General features: G+C 54.6%; 15 protein-coding genes. 8 read left to right on the forward strand and 7 right to left on the reverse strand.

What is annotated here, in order from left to right; genetic code table 11:
* Positions 1–100: 100 nt before the first annotated feature.
* Both SD626R_RS02260 and SD626R_RS02265 read left to right on the forward strand, forming a co-directional pair.
* Complete coding sequence (locus SD626R_RS02260; RefSeq protein WP_092562907.1) at positions 101–2686, forward strand: PD-(D/E)XK nuclease family protein; 2586 nt, start codon at positions 101–103, stop codon at positions 2684–2686.
* Positions 2683–5529: a UvrD-helicase domain-containing protein gene (locus tag SD626R_RS02265; RefSeq protein WP_092562910.1), complete on the forward strand. Its 2847-nt coding sequence runs from the start codon at positions 2683–2685 to the stop codon at positions 5527–5529. The genes SD626R_RS02260 and SD626R_RS02265 overlap by 4 nt, the downstream gene beginning before the upstream one ends.
* A 262-nt stretch (positions 5530–5791) precedes the next feature.
* On the opposite strand, the gene SD626R_RS16280 is transcribed toward SD626R_RS02265, so the two are convergent.
* Positions 5792–6340 (reverse strand): DUF8130 domain-containing protein, encoded by a 549-nt coding sequence (locus SD626R_RS16280; protein WP_141651412.1) that lies wholly within the window; start codon positions 6338–6340, stop codon positions 5792–5794.
* Between the two features lie 169 nt (positions 6341–6509).
* On the opposite strand from SD626R_RS16280, the gene SD626R_RS02270 reads away from it, so the two are divergent.
* Complete coding sequence (locus SD626R_RS02270) at positions 6510–7643, forward strand: serine hydrolase domain-containing protein (protein ID WP_092562913.1); 1134 nt, start codon at positions 6510–6512, stop codon at positions 7641–7643.
* A 93-nt stretch (positions 7644–7736) separates the two neighbouring features.
* On the opposite strand, the gene SD626R_RS02275 is transcribed toward SD626R_RS02270, so the two are convergent.
* A complete protein-coding gene (locus SD626R_RS02275) occupies positions 7737–8975 on the reverse strand; it encodes a hypothetical protein (RefSeq protein ID WP_092562916.1) in 1239 nt (412 codons plus the stop codon).
* 192 nt (positions 8976–9167) lie between these two features.
* Between SD626R_RS02275 and SD626R_RS16285 the strand changes: the two genes are divergently transcribed.
* From SD626R_RS16285 to SD626R_RS02285, 3 genes are all read left to right on the forward strand, one after another.
* Positions 9168–9461, forward strand: coding sequence for a hypothetical protein (locus tag SD626R_RS16285; protein WP_137782583.1), 294 nt, complete (start codon positions 9168–9170; stop codon positions 9459–9461).
* 101 nt (positions 9462–9562) lie between these two features.
* Positions 9563–10000: a TRAM domain-containing protein gene (locus SD626R_RS02280; RefSeq protein WP_092562919.1), complete on the forward strand. Its 438-nt coding sequence runs from the start codon at positions 9563–9565 to the stop codon at positions 9998–10000.
* A gap of 183 nt (positions 10001–10183) precedes the next feature.
* The gene (locus SD626R_RS02285; protein ID WP_241996673.1) at positions 10184–10681 is read left to right on the forward strand and encodes a PhzF family phenazine biosynthesis protein; all 498 of its coding nucleotides are present in this window, start codon (positions 10184–10186) and stop codon (positions 10679–10681) included.
* Here the strand turns inward: SD626R_RS02285 and SD626R_RS02290 are convergent.
* Entirely contained in the window at positions 10671–11501 is an 831-nt protein-coding gene (locus SD626R_RS02290) for an IS5 family transposase (protein ID WP_092562922.1), read from the reverse strand. The genes SD626R_RS02285 and SD626R_RS02290 overlap by 11 nt on opposite strands.
* Before the next feature lie 428 nt (positions 11502–11929).
* Positions 11930–12355, reverse strand: coding sequence for a universal stress protein (locus SD626R_RS02295; protein WP_092562925.1), 426 nt, complete (start codon positions 12353–12355; stop codon positions 11930–11932).
* A 274-nt stretch (positions 12356–12629) separates the two neighbouring features.
* Here SD626R_RS02295 and SD626R_RS02300 point away from each other — a divergent pair, with 274 nt between their 5' ends.
* A complete protein-coding gene (locus SD626R_RS02300) occupies positions 12630–13919 on the forward strand; it encodes a DUF7405 family protein (RefSeq protein WP_394324690.1) in 1290 nt (429 codons plus the stop codon).
* A gap of 33 nt (positions 13920–13952) precedes the next feature.
* Here the strand turns inward: SD626R_RS02300 and SD626R_RS02305 are convergent, their stop codons facing one another.
* The gene (locus tag SD626R_RS02305; protein ID WP_092562931.1) at positions 13953–15035 is read right to left on the reverse strand and encodes a DUF7350 domain-containing protein; all 1083 of its coding nucleotides are present in this window, start codon (positions 15033–15035) and stop codon (positions 13953–13955) included.
* Between the two features lie 674 nt (positions 15036–15709).
* Positions 15710–16492, reverse strand: a complete 783-nt coding sequence (locus SD626R_RS02310; protein ID WP_092562934.1) for an HAD-IIA family hydrolase — start codon at positions 16490–16492, stop codon at positions 15710–15712.
* A 269-nt stretch (positions 16493–16761) separates the two neighbouring features.
* On the opposite strand from SD626R_RS02310, the gene SD626R_RS02315 reads away from it, so the two are divergent.
* Positions 16762–17766: an arsenic resistance protein gene (locus SD626R_RS02315; protein WP_092562937.1), complete on the forward strand. Its 1005-nt coding sequence runs from the start codon at positions 16762–16764 to the stop codon at positions 17764–17766.
* Between the two features lie 87 nt (positions 17767–17853).
* Here the strand turns inward: SD626R_RS02315 and SD626R_RS02320 are convergent, their stop codons facing one another.
* Complete coding sequence (locus tag SD626R_RS02320) at positions 17854–18234, reverse strand: helix-turn-helix domain-containing protein (RefSeq protein WP_092562940.1); 381 nt, start codon at positions 18232–18234, stop codon at positions 17854–17856.
* Between the last annotated feature and the right edge of the window lie 12 nt (positions 18235–18246).

Here is an 18246-nt window from a genome sequence, read left to right on the forward strand (position 1 = left end):
GAAAGAAGTTCGGTCGATAACGCATGAGAATCATTTCTACCGGCAGACCATTTCGCGACTCCTGACAAAGATTTAACTCACGTCCTGCACCTCGTGAGGTGTGTCACTTCCCCGTGCGAAATCGCCGCGTCAACTCTATCGCGAGGTCCGATCCTATGACCGTGTGATCACCCCTGATGGCCCCCTCGCAAGCGCGATCAACCGACAGCTGGATCGATCACACCTAGGCCCTTTTGCAATCCCGCCACGCCGACTAGCAGTTGGCCGGCGCGAAGAATCTGAAGACCGCCTCGCGTTTCTCGATATCATCGCCGAGGAGGACATCCCGTGGAAGCGCTGTGCGTACGCCGTCGGGAATATCCTCCAGTGCTGGGAGCATCAAGGATCACACGACGCGATCTTCGAATACGAAGCATACGTCGACGAGGCAACAACGCGCGCTGTTGAGCAGATTGGCGAGTTAGACACCGCGTCGATGCGGCTCACAACGGAGACGATGGATCCGGCACACGACGTGGTTGTTGTCGAACCAGCGATGCTCACTCATCTTGAGCAATCGTATCTCCCCGCCGAGTACGATACTGTCAGTCTCTTCACCGATGAGGCGTTTGAGTTGCCACCGGTCCGAATTCACGACTCCCCCACTGCAATCGTCGAGACAGTCGTTGATACACTCACAGCGGAGACAGCCGACACTGTCGGGATTGTTCTCGATCAGGAAAGTGAATACTCCCCACTCATCGAATCAGCGCTTGAATCAGCTGGGATCCCGTTTTTCGGCGGCCCAGGATTTACGGATCGAAGCGACCACCGATTATTCCTCCAGTTCCTGCGAACCGCATATCGTGGCACCGATACCCGGCTCACCCAGATTCGATCGTTGCTAACGGCGTCTGAGTGTGACGTCACAGATCGCGACACAAACAAACGCCTCCACGAACTCGAAACAGACGAGTTAGCGTGGCTGACAGCGTTTTGTCGCAACATCCACGAGTACACCTTCTCTGAAGCGCTATCAGTCTTCGAACGCCGAACAGATACCACGCTCGAAGCGTTTCGCGATGAACTGACGACCCTCGGTATTGCCAACGAATCTGTCACCGAGCACCGGCTCGACGAGCTCGCTTACTATCTCCAGACGTACGAGGTGCCTGTCGACCGCGAGAACAAGGGTGTGTTGCTCGCCGATGCGAAGTCTGCCTCCTACGTTGGGCGGGATGTCGTGTTCTATCTCGGACTCGATGACGGATGGACACACGCGGCGCCCCGCCGTCCGTGGGTCGATCAGGATGCACAGTTCACACGGAATCTCAACAGCTTCCAACTGCTCCTCCAGAGCGGAAGCCAGCAGCACTATCTCGTCCAGGACGCAGCCGGTGGGTCACCGGTCACCCCGTCGCTGTACTTCGAGGAGCTGCTGGACACCGATATCGACCGGTTCTCAGATCTCCCGTCGACAACACACCAGACAGTCACCAGCCAGCGGGATTCGGTTGGCTTCGAGCGACACCCCACCGACATCACGCCCGAACCAATCGAAACGATCAGCAAATCGAGCCTCAACACCTACGTCAACTCACCCCGTGACTACTACTTTAGCCGGATTGTAGACACTCCCGAGAAAGCGCACCTCACCGAGGGCACGCTGCTCCATGATTTTGCCGAGTTCTACGCGACTCACCCGGATGTTGTCGATGAGACCACGCTTTCAGAGATCGTTGAACTGCTGGTCGAGCGGGTGCAGCCACTCGTAAGGTCGGTCGATGAAAAGACGCGTCGCACGGAGTATCGGGCGGGTCTTAAGACGATCATGTCATATCTGGATGCGAATCCGCCCACGGATGGCGCCTTTCTGACACCGTCCAGTGGGGGTGACAACGCCGTTGCCACACATTTCGATATGGCCGTCGAGTCACCCGTCACTGAACGTCGGTTCGTCGATACGGATCGGCACATCAACGGGATGATCGACCTCGTTGAATCCCCTCGGGAGCTGCTCGATTACAAAAGCGGGAGCGAGGACACAGCACGAGCGATCGTCAAAAACGCCGCCATCGACGACCCGACTGATACACCCGACTTCCAGGCACCACTTTATCTCACGTATTGGCGCTCACAGACGCCCAACGAGGAACTCACCTTCACCTTCTTCTATGTTACCGAACTCGTCGACGAGGTCATCACTGGTGACGCCGATCTCAACGACGCGTTGACCACGGTCTCATACTACCCCGAATCACCAACAGACCACGTCCAGCGGGAGGCGTTTTTCGAGTATCTCCGCGAGCAGGGCTCTAAGAAATGCCAGAAAATCCTCTCGAAGATTGAGTACCCGACGTACGCAGCACTGTTCGATGCAGCGGCCTTCGTCGAAACAACCGACAGCGATGAACTCATTGAATCGGAGTTCGGTCAAACAATGATTGAACGACTCAAAGCCGAGATTGGCGATTACAAATACGTGACGACGGGCAGCAAACAGGCACTCCGCGCGATGGCCGCACGGCAGCAGTCTGCCTTCTTCAAGCCCGATCTCGATGCATTTGAAGCATTCATTGACACACAGCTGACGGAGCTGAACCAACGTCGCACGGGAGCGGAGCCGTTCCCCGTTGCAGGTCTGGGTGGCGAGCCAAACTACCGGCGTGTGGACAATCGAGACCTGCTTCTGGAGGGCGACCAATGAGTGAGGTGTCGCCAAACCCGGAGCAACAAGATCTCATCACCTCGCTTGATGGGTTGTACCTCGTTGATGCTGGCGCGGGAACCGGGAAGACATTCACCGTTACCCGACGGTACGCGAATATCGTCGACCAAGACGGGATTGATCCGACGGACGTGCTGCTGGTGACGTTTACGAACAACGCAGCCGAAGAGATGCGAGACCGAATCGTACGGCACAGCGAGTACGGAATGCGAGAGCTTGCAGACGCACCAATCCAGACATTCCACTCGCTAGCACACGATATCCTCATCGAACACGGGCATGACGCGCCGTCCCATCTCGGTGTCGATGAGCCAATCACGGACTCAACGCGAATCATCGACGACGAGATCATCGAGCAATCGTTGTTCCGTGAGTTCATCGGCCAGTTTACCGACACCCATCCAGAGTACGAATCGTTTTTCGCGGCAGTTTCTGAGTCAACAGAGCTGCTGTCGCTCATCAAAGAGCTCTCGGCCAAAGGTGTCTTCCCGACAGCCACAGGGTGGTATCGAAATGGTGAATCCCACCTCGACGGCGAGTTGGCTGCATTTGAGTCACTGTTTGCTGATCTGAACGAACCGCGGGATGACGGGAATAAGCAGTCGAAACTGCGATCGAAGCTATACCGGTACGGAGAAAACAAGACGTACCTCCCGGAGGCACCCGCAAAGTGGGAGCTTCGCGGCGATGGCAAACAAGCCCCGCCGGATATCGCAGAACGCGTATTCGAAGCCGATCGGACGGCACTCAAGGAGTTCGTCCACGATGTGTATCATTCGTATCTCGAATTCGCGCTTGGGCGGAACTACCTGAATTTCGGCTTCCTTCAGCTGTTTGCGTTCGTGCTATTGTGTGACGACCACGAGTTGCGCGAGCGACTCAGCTTTGAGTACGTGATGGTCGATGAGTTCCAAGATTCCAGTGAAATCCAGTTCAAGCTCATGCTGCTGTTGGCGAGCACGGACAACCTCTGTGTTGTGGGTGACTGGAAACAGAGCATCTACAGCTTCCAATACGCCGACGTCGACAACATCCGTGAGTTCAGCGATCGACTGAATGATTTTGCTGCCGAACTGAATCAGGGCACAGCCCGAGTGACATTCCCGACGGCTCCAATCGAGCGAAAGAAGCTAACCCGAAACTACCGCTCTACACAATCAATCCTCGACTTCTCGACGAAAGCGCTCACAGCGAAAGCGACAAAGAGCGAATCACTCGATAAGGAGGCGATTGCTGAGTCTGTGACGCCACTTGAGGCGACAACGGATCGGGATGAGAGCCACATTGAGGCACTCACAAGCAAGTCGGAACACGAAGCCATCCTTGCCAAGATCGACGAAATTGTCGGGAATCCCGAGTACGCCGTCGAGGGCGATGACGGTATAACCACTGCGCCAGCGTATAGCGATATTGCGGTGTTGACGCGGACACGAGATTTCGGCCGGGAGCTGCTTGAGACAGCAGCGGACTACGACCTGCCGATGGCGTATGAAGGTGGAATGGAAGTGTTCCGAACCGACGCCGCGAAGCTACTGTTGGCGTGGCTGCGGATTCTTGAACGCGACGCCGATCGTGGCTGGGCACTCGTTCTCGAAGCAGCCGGGTACACAATCGATGAGACAAACACGCTCATCGACCGTGAGTCGTATCCGGAGGCAATGACGGCGTTTCGTGATGAGCTTCGTGAGTTAGCGACACTCGGTGGAGTCGCTCGCCGTGTGTTCGACCGGTACGACCGCACTGGCCCGACCGCTGACGTCGTGATTGAAACGATTCAGTCCGTGCATGGAACAACGACGTTCACTCGTGGGGAGGTGATTCAGTTCATCGAGGAGGCGATCGCAGAGGGCAGCACCCACGAAGTGGAGGGCGGCGCCGGAACGGATGCGGTCACTGTCCAGACGATTCATGCGACAAAGGGACTTGAATATCCCATCGTCATCCTCGCAAATATGAATGCCAACAAGTTTCCGTCGACGGGTGGCGGCGGGAGTACGATCGAGTATACCGACCCAATCGGACTCCGACAACGCAAGCTCTACCGAGACGATGTACACGACGTGCCGTACGTCTACGACAGCTGGCAGACAGACGTGTTGAACGCGTGTCTACCCCAGCAGTACGACGAAGAGCGCCGGCTCCTCTACGTGGCTATCACGCGAGCTGAGAGCCATGTCGTGTTCACGAGCGGGCCTAACACGAACGCGTTCCTAGAATCGCTCCCGGTTCCCATCGAATCTGTCGAGCCGGATTTGTCGGACTTTGAATCACCGCCCAGTGAGCACGCACCGTTCACCATTGATCTCTCAGCGCCTGATGGGCCAGCAAGCTACTCGCCCCACACATTCATCGACGACGCTGTGTTTGAGGGTGATACCGGTGGGCGAGGCATGGAGTTCGGATCGGAGGTTCATGAGTTCGCAGAGCGGTACGTGCTTGATGAACCGGTCGAAGCCGACAACGCTGACAAGCAACACGTGGAGACATTCCTGGAGTCGTTGCACGGCGAGACGAGAGCAGAGATCGACGCGTTCCTCCCGTTGACCATTGATAGTGAGACCGTCTCGATCGGAGGCATCATCGACTTACTCCACATCACGCCGGAGACCGCTGAGATTATCGACTACAAAACGGACCGCACAACCCACGCTGAGGCCGAATATCGAAAGCAACTCAGTGTCTACTATCATGTCGTTGCCGATCAGTACCCTGACCGAACTGTCTCCGCATCGATTTTCTACACCGCCGATGGGACCCGGAGTACGATCGACCCGCTCAGCAAAGCAGCGCTCAAGAAGTTGGTGACATCCTCTCACCCCTGAAGGGGTGGACTTCCGCTCGCTACGTGTTAGTAAAGGAGATTGATATATGGACGTAGAAGCTCAACCTATTCACCTCGTGTCAGGACCTATGTGGCAAAATAGAGCGTGTAGTCAGCAAGTCGGACGCTCTTACTCAATTCAGCTCTGTTGAAAGCCTTAGATTGTGATACGTTCCCCTCAAGGTCCGCTCAGTATAGGGGATTCACGGACCGCTCAGTACAGGGGATTCATGCATCGCTCAGTACAAAGTATTGACAGGGGATCAGGTCTCCGAAACGGTGATATCTAATTCGTACGTCTCCTCTCCGAGCGTGAGGGGGTTTCCAGTCCGCTGTATCGAATATCTCCCCGGAGGGGCGGCAAATTCATAGGTCTCAGACCGGGTTTCTTCGGGAGAGAGCCTAACACTGATCCCGATGTCGTTCATGCCGGTTATCCGACGGCCGTCCGTTTCTACGTGTTGACTCTCGACGTACTTTTTGTTCCATAAAATTGCTTCAGGCGAATCTGGATCGTAAAGCGCCCCGAACGGGGCCGGAGCACCGGTCCCGTACTCAATTGCACTCTCCGTCTCGTTTTTTGCTATCAGTTCGATTACCGCCGGGGACTCTTCTGTAATCTCCGAACGAATAACGTCAGAATTGAGACTAATTGCTTCATCGCCGGCCACATGTGTGAGCGAGATCGTAACCGAAGGTCCGCCAACTGATCCTGAACCCTCGGCTGTCCCATCTTCAGTACGATTATTCAAACACCCCGAAAGGGCAAGTGCCGACGTTCCGACAGCCGAAAGAACACATCTCCGGTTCATAGCTTCGATTAGTAACTAGCTACGAATAATTTTGTTGATGGAACAAATACCCATTTGAGAATCCGTTCGCAGCTTTCATCGACCGGCTATTTCAGGCAAAAATATGTCTGAGGAATGGGATTTTAACAGAGCCCCCAATTCTTATCATCAATACTTTTCAAGTAAAGATATGCCAACACTCACCAAGAGCGATCGACAGCAACTTCGAGCCGAATTCCATCGACATCTCGATGTCGGCCTACATCACGGTGCCCAACTCGCCGTCTACGTTGACGGGGATCTCGTTGTAGATTTTGCTGGCGGAACGACCGGACCGGACGGCGACGAAACGACCGCAGAAACGCGGCATCTCATTTTCTCGTGTACGAAGCCATATGCTGGCGTCGGCCTGCATCAACTCATCGAGCAAGGCGAGGCCGCGTACGATGACCCGGTTGTCGAGCACTGGCCCGAATTCGCCACCGACGGAACACAGAAAGCCGAGATCACCATCCGGCAGGTGCTTAGCCACACCGCCGGTATCCCATATGGCGATTTCGATGACCAGCCCGAAAAATGGGGAGACTGGGACGCAGTTGTCCAGGCCATGGAAGATATTGATCCGGTGTTTGACCCGGGTGAACAACCCGCGTATCATACGTTCAATTACGGCTGGGTTGTCGGTGAGCTCATCCATCGTTTATCCGGTCAACACGTCGACGAGTATGTTGCCGAACACGTGTTCGACCCCTTGGAAATGGACCGCTCGTCGATTGGACTTAGCTCGGATGAAGATGACGATGTGGCTACCCTCGCCGGATTCGAGATGTTCGACCGCTGCCGGGATGCCGGTGAAGGGTTAGGTATTCCAGCGTCTGAATCCGCGGACGCGTTCAACAACGAAGCCGTTCGACGTGCAGTTATCCCGGCGGCAAACGGCATTGGCACCGCCCGAGACATGGCGCGGTTTTACGCATGTATGGCCAACGGCGGTGAACTCGATGGTACACGCCTGCTTGCTGAGGAGACAGTTGCTGAAGCGACTCGGACCCACGCTGAAACGGATTCCGACGGGACACTCTCGCGACCGGCCCGGTATGCGCTTGGGTTTTGGACTGGCGGATTGGCGAATGACATGTTCGGATCGTTCAGTCGCGAGCGGATGTTCGGTCATGCCGGGCTTGGGAGTATTTTTGGCTGGGGTGACCCTGAACTAAACGTCGGCTTCGCATACGTCACCAACGGGATCCGCGAAGAATCGTGGGAACATGCCGCTCGCGTTAGTGGGATGTCCGATGCCGTCCGGTTAGCGCTCTATGAGTGAGGTATCGTAGCAGTCGGCCCTCCAAGATCTGGCATCTCCGGGCTATCTTTGGCGTGATAGAGCGATTCATACTGAGATCAACATGAGAGGGAACTACGTCGGAAGGCTAACTGCGTGTTCTAACCCCCACTCGTTATCCAACACTGCCTCTTTGTCGTCCGTCCCACCAGTCGTCACCACTCCGAGGTGGTACAACTGATACTTAAATTGGAAGTGAATCCCTGATCTGTAGATCCTTGGGTCAGTAAGCACAGAGTCGTCAATATCACCAGCTGCGGTGAGCACATTGTTCCGCCGATGCTGGCTGAAAAACACCTCAACAGCGAGCGGTTGGTTGATACGGGTTGCTTCAAGCGCCATATCAGCGATCGTTGCATCGCGAACCCCCTGATCGTGGAGTCGTTCGAGTGACTCAACAATCAGCCGAGTTGGTTCGTACTGAATCGCAACTGACCGTGCGAGTTGCGCCCATCGCGGTGCAAGCTCGGTGAATCGGGTTGAGCGACCGGTCCAGCTATCGAAGATCTCAAGCGCAGCTGTGACGCCCCCATGTTGGTCGCGAGCGAAGCGAACAACCTCAGCACCGAGGTGTGTGAGTGAGTCCCCGTTTGGCTGGGCATCAACGAGGTTCAACAGAATCGCACCGCGACGCCCATCAGAAATGGCGTTGATGACGTTATCGGCGTAGACAACGTCTGTGTCACCATCGGCGGCAATCGCAAGCGCGTACCCGAGGTAGTTTTTCGGATGATTCACCGGGAAACTGCCATCGGTGAGCCGATGCGTAGTTGCTTGGAGTCGCACTGCATCAATCGTCGTGGAGAACTCACCAGCCCCAGTAACACGGGCAGGTTCGACGAGACGTGTAGATCCTGTATCGTGGACGGCGATGACACCAACGTTCAGGTTCCGTGCATGTGAACGTGCCGCGTCGGTAATGCTGGTGGCCGGCGCAGCAACGTATCCAAGGTTGACTTCAGGGAGATGGGCGTGAGCTTGCGTGATGCCGCGAGCAACGTCTGTATCGCCCGGGTCGGAGTTGTGGCCTTTCGCCTCAATCACCGTAACTGGCGTCGTCGCTGCATCACCATTCAGTACCTCCGTTGCCGGCATGCCGACACCGAGTAAGTCTGGCTCGCCGGCGGCGAGTCGGAGCGTGTTGTACGGCGCGAGCCGCTCACGAAGTGCATCAGGAATTGTCCACCCACCCCACGTGGATTGCGTGAACTGCGTCTCCGTGACCGCATATTGATCCGGGCTTGTGTCGATATCCGGATATAGAGTGTCTTTCGCGGCAGCAAGCACCGTTGGCTCGGCAAGCGTGACTGCCATTGTACTGTCCTTCAGCGGATCGATGATATAGTTGGGGGAGCAGATGTCGCGAAAAGACGCAGTACGAGTGTATGACACACTAGCTGCAGCACTCACCGCGAGACTACAGTCCAGCTACCGCAACTAAATAGATATTGGAGACAGATCCGCTCTGAGGCGGGTTTTTATATGTATGATATACGAAATAACGGTATGAGCGATTCGGCGTCGCCAAGCGCCTCCGTCTCGCTATCTGAGCCGACAGACATTCCAGCCGTATTGAATCGAGTTGGTGTCGATTATGTCGATGTCCACAATCAGCGGCTGTTAGCGATCTATCAGACCGGTATCTTCAACGTGTCAACCAAGCCTGAGCCAGTATCGAACGCGCACACACTCAAGATCGAATGCTGGGAAGCCCCACTTCCGTCTCGTGGTGGTAAGCGATCACCACAAGAGCTTCTTGACGAGTTCGCCGCGCTGTTTGAGGACGACGAGAATCCCTAGGCGGTGTCTAGGACCGCTCGGTTGAAACGGGAGTGACCGACCAAGAGTGTCAGGAACACTAGACTCAAGTCATCTACCACGTATTACGGTAAACACAATTTATGGAAATTTCTGAGACACTCCAGACATTGTACACTGCGACTGTCGAGCAAGATGATGGAACGTATCAGATCACTGTACCAGACCGCGAGATAGCCACTGGGACGATTACTGAGGGTGAGACATACCGTGTTGCGCTTATTTCGACGTCAACGTCAGAGGCTACCGATACGGAGACGACTGACACCATCCAACCTACTGATCAAAAAAATGAGCAAGAAGAATACGACGGGCCACCGGTTGAGGAAGGTGAACAACGAGAGGTCGAAATCGAGAATCTCGGTGATCAAGGCGATGGGATCGCGAAAGTTGAGCGCGGCTACGTTGTAATTGTCCCTGAGACGGATATCGGCGATCGTGTCACCGTCGAGATGCGACAGGTGCGCGAAAACGTTGCGTTCGCCGACGTCGTTGATCGCAAGCCTCGCGAAGAAGTCTGAGACGCGGAAATCGCCACAGACAGGTGGTCTTAGAGAACGCCTCACACCTGAGTCGAAATCGCGCATTAAATAGTATTTCATATTGGCACCGCGACTACCCCGATTCACCCCCCTCAGAACCGCTACAAATATTCGGGCACCGAAATTTGATAGACGCAAATGGCGACCAATCGAGTTCATTTCGTGGATGTATTCGCCCAGGGGAAGTACACGGGGAACCAACTGGCGGTCGTCCGTGACGCATCGAACCTCTCCACGGACGAGATGCTCGATTTTACCCGTGAGACGAACTTCTCCGAAGCGACGTTCATCGAATCGTCCGACACGACAGATAGTGGATACGATGTCCGAATCTTCGACCCCGCTGAGGAGATCCCCTTCGCCGGTCACCCCACACTTGGCACGGCATTCGTTATTCGTGAGTACCTCTGGGACGAGCCTCCGGAGGAAGTCAAACTCAACCTCGGCGTCGGGGAAATTCCGGTCTGGGTTGAAGACTACGACGGCGACAAGACATACTGGATGCGCCAGATTGAGCCAACCTTTGAGGACGAGTTCTCACAAGGACTGTTCGCAGATATTCTCGGCCTCAACAACGAAGACATCGGCGAGTCCCACCCAATCAGACTTGTCTCAACGGCTGTGTTGAATCGCTGTAAGGCGGAGAGATTCACTGTTTGACGAAGCGTTTGATGTTATAGACGACACACATCAGCGCGATTTCGCGGAACTCACGGAACCATGACTGCGCTCGCACGGCGAAGCCGAGCGAGCGCTTGACAGCCGAGTTCACTGTTTCGGTCATAGAACGCTGATTGTAGCTGTTATCGTCGATTCTGGCGTTGTGTGCGTGGTCGTACGGTGCGAAGATGCGGTGCTTGATAACCGGTCTGATCCCGAGATCACGGAGACATTCACGAAGCGATTGCTTGTCGTAGCCCTTATCGGCCGCAAGAGACCGCAGATCGCCCGCGTTTCGGCGGGCGATCTGCTCAGCAAGGTCTGCGTCGCTTCCTTCTCGATTCGTTGAGCAGTGAACGTCTAGGACGGCCTGAGACGCTGTATCGACGAGTTTCGTCACTTTGAGCTTCTGAACGTGGTAGCTGATTCGCTGGCAGTAGTGGCGGCTGGCTGGTGAGCGGTCGTAGAACGTGGCGTCGATCGCGGCGTGTTCTGAGAGATCGTGCAGCTGCGCCGATTGGCGCAGCAGCACTCGACAGACGCTCATGCTGATCCGGTCGAACGCCTTACACAACGTGGACGGCGCGGGGAGATCGACCGCGTTGAGGCCGATCTCTCCGGTTATTTGTGACATCTCTTTGAGCAGGTCGATCGTCATGCGGTACGATGAATCGAGGTAAATCCGCAGACAGTGAAGGGAAACGAGTGCGTAGTCGGCGAATCCGCCGCCACATTCCGGGGCGGCGGATTCGCCTCCATCGCCAGTAACTCTTTGAGCAACCGGTACAACCTCCCCGATGAAGCGGGAGATCTGCGTCATGAACAACCGGATTCTCCCGCTTCAACTCCTTTGATTTAGCGGCCTACCTCGTTGCTGTATGGCGATTCAACACAGCCCTTCCAACACAACCAGTAAGAGAAAGACTTCCACCGACACCGAATAACTGGATATACCGACGACGGTCCACAAGATATGATACCGTGTAAAGTCACAAAAATACTTGTATGTAACTTTTTTAGTTTCTTCTAGAGGAGTAGTGTTCTTTTACCGAGATGTGTGATAGGTATCCTGTTCTAACCGATCGCTTATCAAGTGCTGGTGCAGCCATGTTCGTCAAAATTGCCTCCAAAGAGTATATGAAACGGCTGAGTAATCCGAAATCAGAAAGGCTCTCATCAGTCCATACAAGAACGCGGAGGAAGGTGCCAAGACGGGAGGGCACTATGCGACGCGTTCTGAGAGTATCGTCAGGTTTGCTGGTTTGGGAACACCATCACCGGAACATCTGCCTCTCGTATGAGCTTGCCTCCTGGGTCGCCGGTGATTACCCGCTCCCACGTGTCCATATCTCGAGGTGTGAACGCAACGAGTGTTGCCTCCACCATGTCGATCGCATCAACGAGTGCCTCCGCAACCTCGCGTCCTTTGAGTGTCGCCCATTCGAACTGGATATCATCACGGTAGAGTATGTCTACGAACCTCTCGTACGTCGCTCCAGCAAACTGATCTCTCCCGGTTTTTATCGTTGTCTCTGCAGCTGTACCTCGGGTTACGTGGGTGACGATAAGAGTCGTATCTGAGTCCAAATGCGGCCGAATCGCACGTGCTGTCTCCTCAGCGTCGTCGGGGCTCGCAATCGGTACGAGGATACGGTCGAATAAAGCGTCGTCCATAACTGTACTGTGTCTGACGCTAGACAAAAGCGTGCGGGGTACATCCCACGGGCTAGGTCACCCCTTCTCTTGTTCAGGCTTCCAGCCACAGAGGAAAGCACTATCCGGAACCATCTTGACACTTGGAACAGATTATCTTGCTCTGCTGAATCCGATGACAGCACGGTGATCTCCCTCTCTGCGGGCGCGTGCATTTCGCTCTTATTCTCAACGGCGTTTCTTTGTGAGAGGCCACACATTCATCTCGCTGAGGCCACAACCGATGTGCATGGACATTTTCGACCGGGACCTACCGCGTCGCGAGTTTTTGAAGGGCGCGGTCGCGATGGGTGGGGCCGGCGCGCTGTCGGCCTGCCTAACCCGGACGGAATCTGAGCCGGTTCCAACTGGCGACCCAAATGCGAAACCTGCCCGTCAGCACGCTTGGCGAGACTATATCAGACATGATGACGCCGGCAACTCGCTCCTTCCTGCTCACCAAGTGTTATTATACCTGAATTTAGACAGCAGCGGGCCACCAACAAACCAGCAGCGTGAGACTGTTGCCACGACGCTTGCGACCATCGATCGGGCTTACAAGTGGAGCCACGAGGGGTTGCTCTACTCGATTGCCTACTCGCCGGCTTACTTCAACCGGTTCGAAGCGTCGCTGCCAACGACTGTGGACCTCCCGGCTCCGCAGTCACTGTCCGACTTTGAGACACCAACGTTCGACACACAAGACGCGGTCGTCCACCTCGCAAGCGATCGCGCTGATACGCTCTTGGCGGCTGAGGAAGCACTAATTGGTGAACAAGAGCGCGTGAACGACATTGATGTTGAGGCGCGACTCACCGATGTGTTCACCGTCGACTCCCGCCGAACCGGATTCGTCGGGGCCGGTCTTCCGGCACAGAATCAAGACGCTGCGGGCATTCCTGACTCGAAGCCGGTCCCTGAGGAGTCGCCGCTTTTTATGGGGTTCATCGCTGGCTTCGTCGGCAACCAAGCCACCGAAGATTATGTGACATTGGAGAAGGGCCCGTTCGCTGGTGGAACAACAAAAGCGATTGCAAACATCCGGCAACGACTTGACGACTGGTATGTTGAACAGGACCACGACGACCGAGTGATGGAAATGTTCAGCCCGGCCCACGCAGAGCAGGGACTCGTTGAGGGCGTTGGCGCGAATCTTGGTGACAATAGCGGTATCGACGAGATGCTTGACGATATCGTCGATCAAGCCCGTGAACATGCTCGAGTGGGACACGCCCAGAAGGCGGCGCGTGAGAACCGAGATGCAGATAACAACGTGCGGCTACTCCGACGGCACTTTGAGTCAACCGATGATATCGGCTCTGATCAGAAAGTTGCGAGTCTCCACTTCCCTTCGTTACAACAAGGCATCTCCGATTTCGAAGATGTTCGGCAAGCAATGAACGGCGAAGACCTTACAACAGAGACGCCGGCGATCAGGCAGCGAGTCAACAACGGCATCTTGGAGTATATTTTCACCCGCCGCCGGGGGAACTTCCTTGTCCCACCTCGTCGGCATCGGGTACTCCCATCGCCACAACCAGAGTGAGCAACTAGTAGACCATAGCCAGCACCACGAACCCTATTGCTGGTAGTTGGCGGTGAATGTGATGTCTTCCATTGCTCCAAGTTCGCCACCGAAAGCAGTCTCGTAGCCTTCGTGACGCGCCGTCTGTGGCTGGAGCGTCGGCGAGAGTATCAGTTGGTCACCGGACTGGATGTCGTCAATGATGGTGCCATAATGATAGCCGAGAGTAGGGTCCAGCGTTCGGGTGAGCCGTCGGTCAAAGAGTGTCTCACCGTCGCGAATCTGTGTTGCTGAGAGGCCCATCGCCGGAAGCACCATCCGGTTGTACTGTGACCGCGCTGAGACAGCGAGATATGCTCCCTGACCAACTATGCCAACCGGCGGCGAATCAAGCACGGTCGTCACAAAAACGGCTCCGTCGGTACGGCCAGTCCCAATAACGCGACCAGGAAGGCGATCTACGCGAGGGGCAGTTGAGTCTGGGACCATTTCCATCGCCATGGGCTCGATAGCACCGGGAGATCCAGCATCCTCAAGCCGGCGGAAGTTGATCTCGTCTCTTTGCGATTCGCTGTACTCAAATGGGATTGCCGCAGTCGCAGGCTCTTCGAACCGATCCTGAAATGTGTCGGTACGCCGGGTCGACAGGCCACCAACGCTGAGCCGGACATCGTAGGTGCCATCCCCGTCAAGTCCGAAGTTTGCCCCGTAGTGAAAGCCCATAGGCTGTGACAGCATCGGGTAGATAGCTTCTTGAGAGACGAGATCACTGTTCCGGTAGATTTCAACACTTAACCCCGTCTCTGGGAGGATCATTTGGGTTTCAGAATCCCAGACGCTAGCCATCAGATGGATATCGTCGTCGCGTCCAATCTTTGTTAGTGATGTGGTTTTACCGTTGACGTTCCAAAACCGATGGGCGAAGCTGTACATCAGTCCAAAACCGTAACCGTCCCTCTCCGTGGTTCCGATCATCTGCATCCCCTCGACGTGGCCCGGTAGGTAGATTCCGTTGGGGCGATTTTCGACAATAGCGGGGGCACGCGTGGACTGAGGAGTGAGCTGGTCAGCACAGCCAGCGAGGCTGGTGGCGGTGGCGAGCCCGACACTAGTATTGAGGAACGTACGGCGATCCATGCTATATTGTATGAGGCGCGTCAAAAAGGGGGTTCTGGTCCGCCTCTCAAGAGTTGCAGATTTCAATCAATCTAGCGAGGTTGCCACCTCGCGGAGTCGATCATGAACGCGTACAAAGCTACTGAACCAACAAATAAGCCTTCTCGCTGCGTCTGTCCCTCCGGTATGTCCATACCGCAGTTAGCATCGTATCTTTGCTAACTGGGTGAGACTAGATGGTGGGTTCCAACTCTGTAGAGTAGATTAAAATATCGTGTGTAACAGCGTCCAACTCTTCCACGTCCAACAGTGGGGGAAAGGTGACGGCTGATCCAACCTAGCGCCGTCAAGTCTAGAAGCAGCACGCCAACATCATCGGAATATATCGGGACAGATATGCCAAGCAAGTCACCTGACACTGCTCAGCTCTAATCAACCCACACGCAACCATGCGAGACCGACCGCCACACTCCCGAGAGCAGCGCTCAACGCGGCGTGTCGGCAGAGTCGGTCCTGTCGTGATGGCTGTCTCGTGCGCCGCACCTAAGGCTGAGCACGTCTCACTGCCGCTGGCACACTCAGATAGTAGGTCAACAGCCACATGGAAGAACACACCGGCGGCAACACCGAACAGTAACTTGTGCGCCTCGGACAAGATGAGCGAGCGATGGACCCACTCAGGACAAATAATACTCTCAGATATACTCAATCAACTCAGCAATTGAGTCAACGACATCCTCCGGCCGATACGCAAACCTTGTGAGTTCGTCACGGTCGGTCGAACCAGTAAGCACTAGATACGTGGTCAGGCCAGCCTCAATGCCGGCCACAACATCGGTGTCCATGCGATCCCCCACCATCGCCGTGGATGCAGAGTGCGCTCCAATTCGGTTTAGTCCACTCCGGATCATGACCGGATTGGGCTTTCCAATGAAATACGGTTCGTTTCCAGTGGCTTCCGTGAGGAGCGCGGCAACAGAGCCAGTAGCCGGGAGCGGACCTTCTGGTGAGGGTCCCGTCGCGTCCGGATTCGTTGCGACAAATCGTGCGCCTTGGTCGATTAGTTGGACAGCCCGCGTGATATTCTGGAATGAGTACGTGCGGCTCTCACCGAGGACGACAAAATCTGGGTTGGTATCGGTCAGAGTGTAGCCGACTTTGTGGAGTGCGGTTTTTAGTCCGGCTTCACCAATAACATAGGCCGACGCATCGGGAACCTGATTTGACAGAAACTCTGCTGTAGCCACGGCCGAAGTCCAGATTTGTTCTTCCCGGACGTTGAGACCGACATCCGAAAGTCGAGCCGACAGGTCGCGTCGTGTGTAAATTGAATTATTGGTGAGTACCAGAAACTCCTGTTTTTGTTGTTGGAGTCGATCAATAAACTCCTCAGCCCCCGGGAGGGCAACTTCCTCATGGATTAGTACCCCGTCCATATCAAGGAGCCACGCTTCGGGTTGTTCCTGTGTATCAGGCATTTTCCCAGTAGAATGTTTGTCGCCAGTAGTCGATTATATTTTCCCTGTAAATAGATTTAAATATTAATGAGAATTGATATGATCGGTCTTAGTCATAGAATTGTGCTTCCGTTACATTTTTATGAAATAGTGACTAATTTGCGGTATGGCATTTGAAACAGATCCTGAGTGCGTGTCGCCAAACACCAGTCTGAACCGAGAGAAGCGCCCCTGACTGAAGCGAATGAAGACGTTACCAACCGACTGAACCACACACTCGCGACTACCTCATGATACGCACACTACTCAGCAGCATCAAAGAGAATCTCATTTTCGTCGTCGTCGCATCACTAGCTACTGGTCTCGCGTTTGGCCAGGTTGCGAGCACAGAGACCACAGCCATGTTAGAAGCTGCAGTTGTCCCGATTCTATTATTGATGATCTATCCGATGATGATCAACATCGATCTTCAGGAGGTCATCAATGTTCGTGAGCACGCTGGACCAGTTGGGCTAAGTCTGCTAGTTAATTTTGGGTTAGCTCCATTACTGGCGGTCGGTCTTGCACGTGGATTCTTTAGTGGAAACATCGAGTATGCTATCGGTCTATACTTCATTGCGCTTATCCCCACCTCTGGGATGACTGCCGCATGGACTGGCCTCGCTGATGGTGATCTGGAAGCAGCACTCGTTGCGATGGCGGTTAACCTACTAGCTGCAGTCGTGATTCTTCCTATGTATTTATCGGTGCTTGTGCCTGCCGACGTTGGATTCGATCCCTCAGCGCTGTATCAACAACTCGCACAGATCGTCGTCGTGCCAATGATTGCTGGAAATCTCACTCGACGGGTGTTACTCTGGCGGTACACTACAAGAGAATTTAAACAACTCAAACCTGTGTTCGGAGGATTGTCATCCCTTGGTGTGATGCTAATTGTGTTCGTCGCGATGACAATGCGGTCCACTCAGATCCTCGCAGATCCGATTACATCAATAAGCACAGTCGTCCCCTTAGTGGTCTTTTACGGATTAATCATCGGGAGCGCTGCAGGCTTAGGCCGGATCCTACTTGACCCTGCACGTGGGATTGCGCTGGTCTATGCCACCAGTATGCGCAATCTTTCGATCGCATTGGCCGTCGTCGTTGCCGCAGATACAGTGCCTCCCGCCGCGATTCTGCCGATCGCGCTCGCCTATGTCATACAACCACCGTTAGGTGCAGTCTATATGCATTATCGGCGTGACATCGTTGACGAGGGCCGTTCCATACGCGAAGTGATTACACAGATCGTCTAAGTCGCAACACGTTATCCCGAAGATTAAGCACTTGATGAGATATTTGGTGTGACAGATACGCCAACAGGCTCAATTTCTCATACTAGGTTACTCAGTTTTATAACATATTTCATCGAATTCGCTGATGAGTTGGTTCATTTTCACGTACCAGTTACTGAGTGTTCTATACATCTCGCTAGCGGCCTCTTTTGGGTCGGTGACAGAATATTGGTGATAGTAGCCACCGTCATCGTAATTTATCTGTTCTTCTTCGATAAGCCCGGTTCTGAGTAGCCGCTGGATAGATCGATACACCGTTGAACGGCCACAGCTGATTTTCTCTGCGACATCGTCCACCGTGACCGGTTCACTCGACGACGCAATTTGCTGATAACATTCTTTGTCCAGTTCGGTGTGGCTATAAAAACAGCTAAGTAAAGCCTCACATGCCATTTCCCGCTCGAGTTGTTCGGAAATGGAATCGATCATACAGTAATAACT

This window comes from Halorubrum sp. SD626R (genome assembly GCF_001261915.1).
In the GTDB taxonomy this organism is placed as follows: Archaea; Halobacteriota; Halobacteria; order Halobacteriales; family Haloferacaceae; genus Halorubrum.

Coding starts and splice junctions, on each gene's coding strand:
- SD626R_RS02265 (WP_092562910.1), top strand. CDS start 2,683: ATGAGTGAGGTGTCGCCAAACCCGGAGCAACAAGATCTCATCACCTCG.
- SD626R_RS16280 (WP_141651412.1), bottom strand. CDS start 6,340: ATGAACCGGAGATGTGTTCTTTCGGCTGTCGGAACGTCGGCACTTGCC.
- SD626R_RS02270 (WP_092562913.1), top strand. CDS start 6,510: ATGCCAACACTCACCAAGAGCGATCGACAGCAACTTCGAGCCGAATTC.
- SD626R_RS02275 (WP_092562916.1), bottom strand. CDS start 8,975: ATGGCAGTCACGCTTGCCGAGCCAACGGTGCTTGCTGCCGCGAAAGAC.
- SD626R_RS16285 (WP_137782583.1), top strand. CDS start 9,168: ATGAGCGATTCGGCGTCGCCAAGCGCCTCCGTCTCGCTATCTGAGCCG.
- SD626R_RS02280 (WP_092562919.1), top strand. CDS start 9,563: ATGGAAATTTCTGAGACACTCCAGACATTGTACACTGCGACTGTCGAG.
- SD626R_RS02290 (WP_092562922.1), bottom strand. CDS start 11,501: ATGACGCAGATCTCCCGCTTCATCGGGGAGGTTGTACCGGTTGCTCAA.
- SD626R_RS02295 (WP_092562925.1), bottom strand. CDS start 12,355: ATGGACGACGCTTTATTCGACCGTATCCTCGTACCGATTGCGAGCCCC.
- SD626R_RS02305 (WP_092562931.1), bottom strand. CDS start 15,035: ATGGATCGCCGTACGTTCCTCAATACTAGTGTCGGGCTCGCCACCGCC.
- SD626R_RS02310 (WP_092562934.1), bottom strand. CDS start 16,492: ATGCCTGATACACAGGAACAACCCGAAGCGTGGCTCCTTGATATGGAC.
- SD626R_RS02315 (WP_092562937.1), top strand. CDS start 16,762: ATGATACGCACACTACTCAGCAGCATCAAAGAGAATCTCATTTTCGTC.
- SD626R_RS02320 (WP_092562940.1), bottom strand. CDS start 18,234: ATGATCGATTCCATTTCCGAACAACTCGAGCGGGAAATGGCATGTGAG.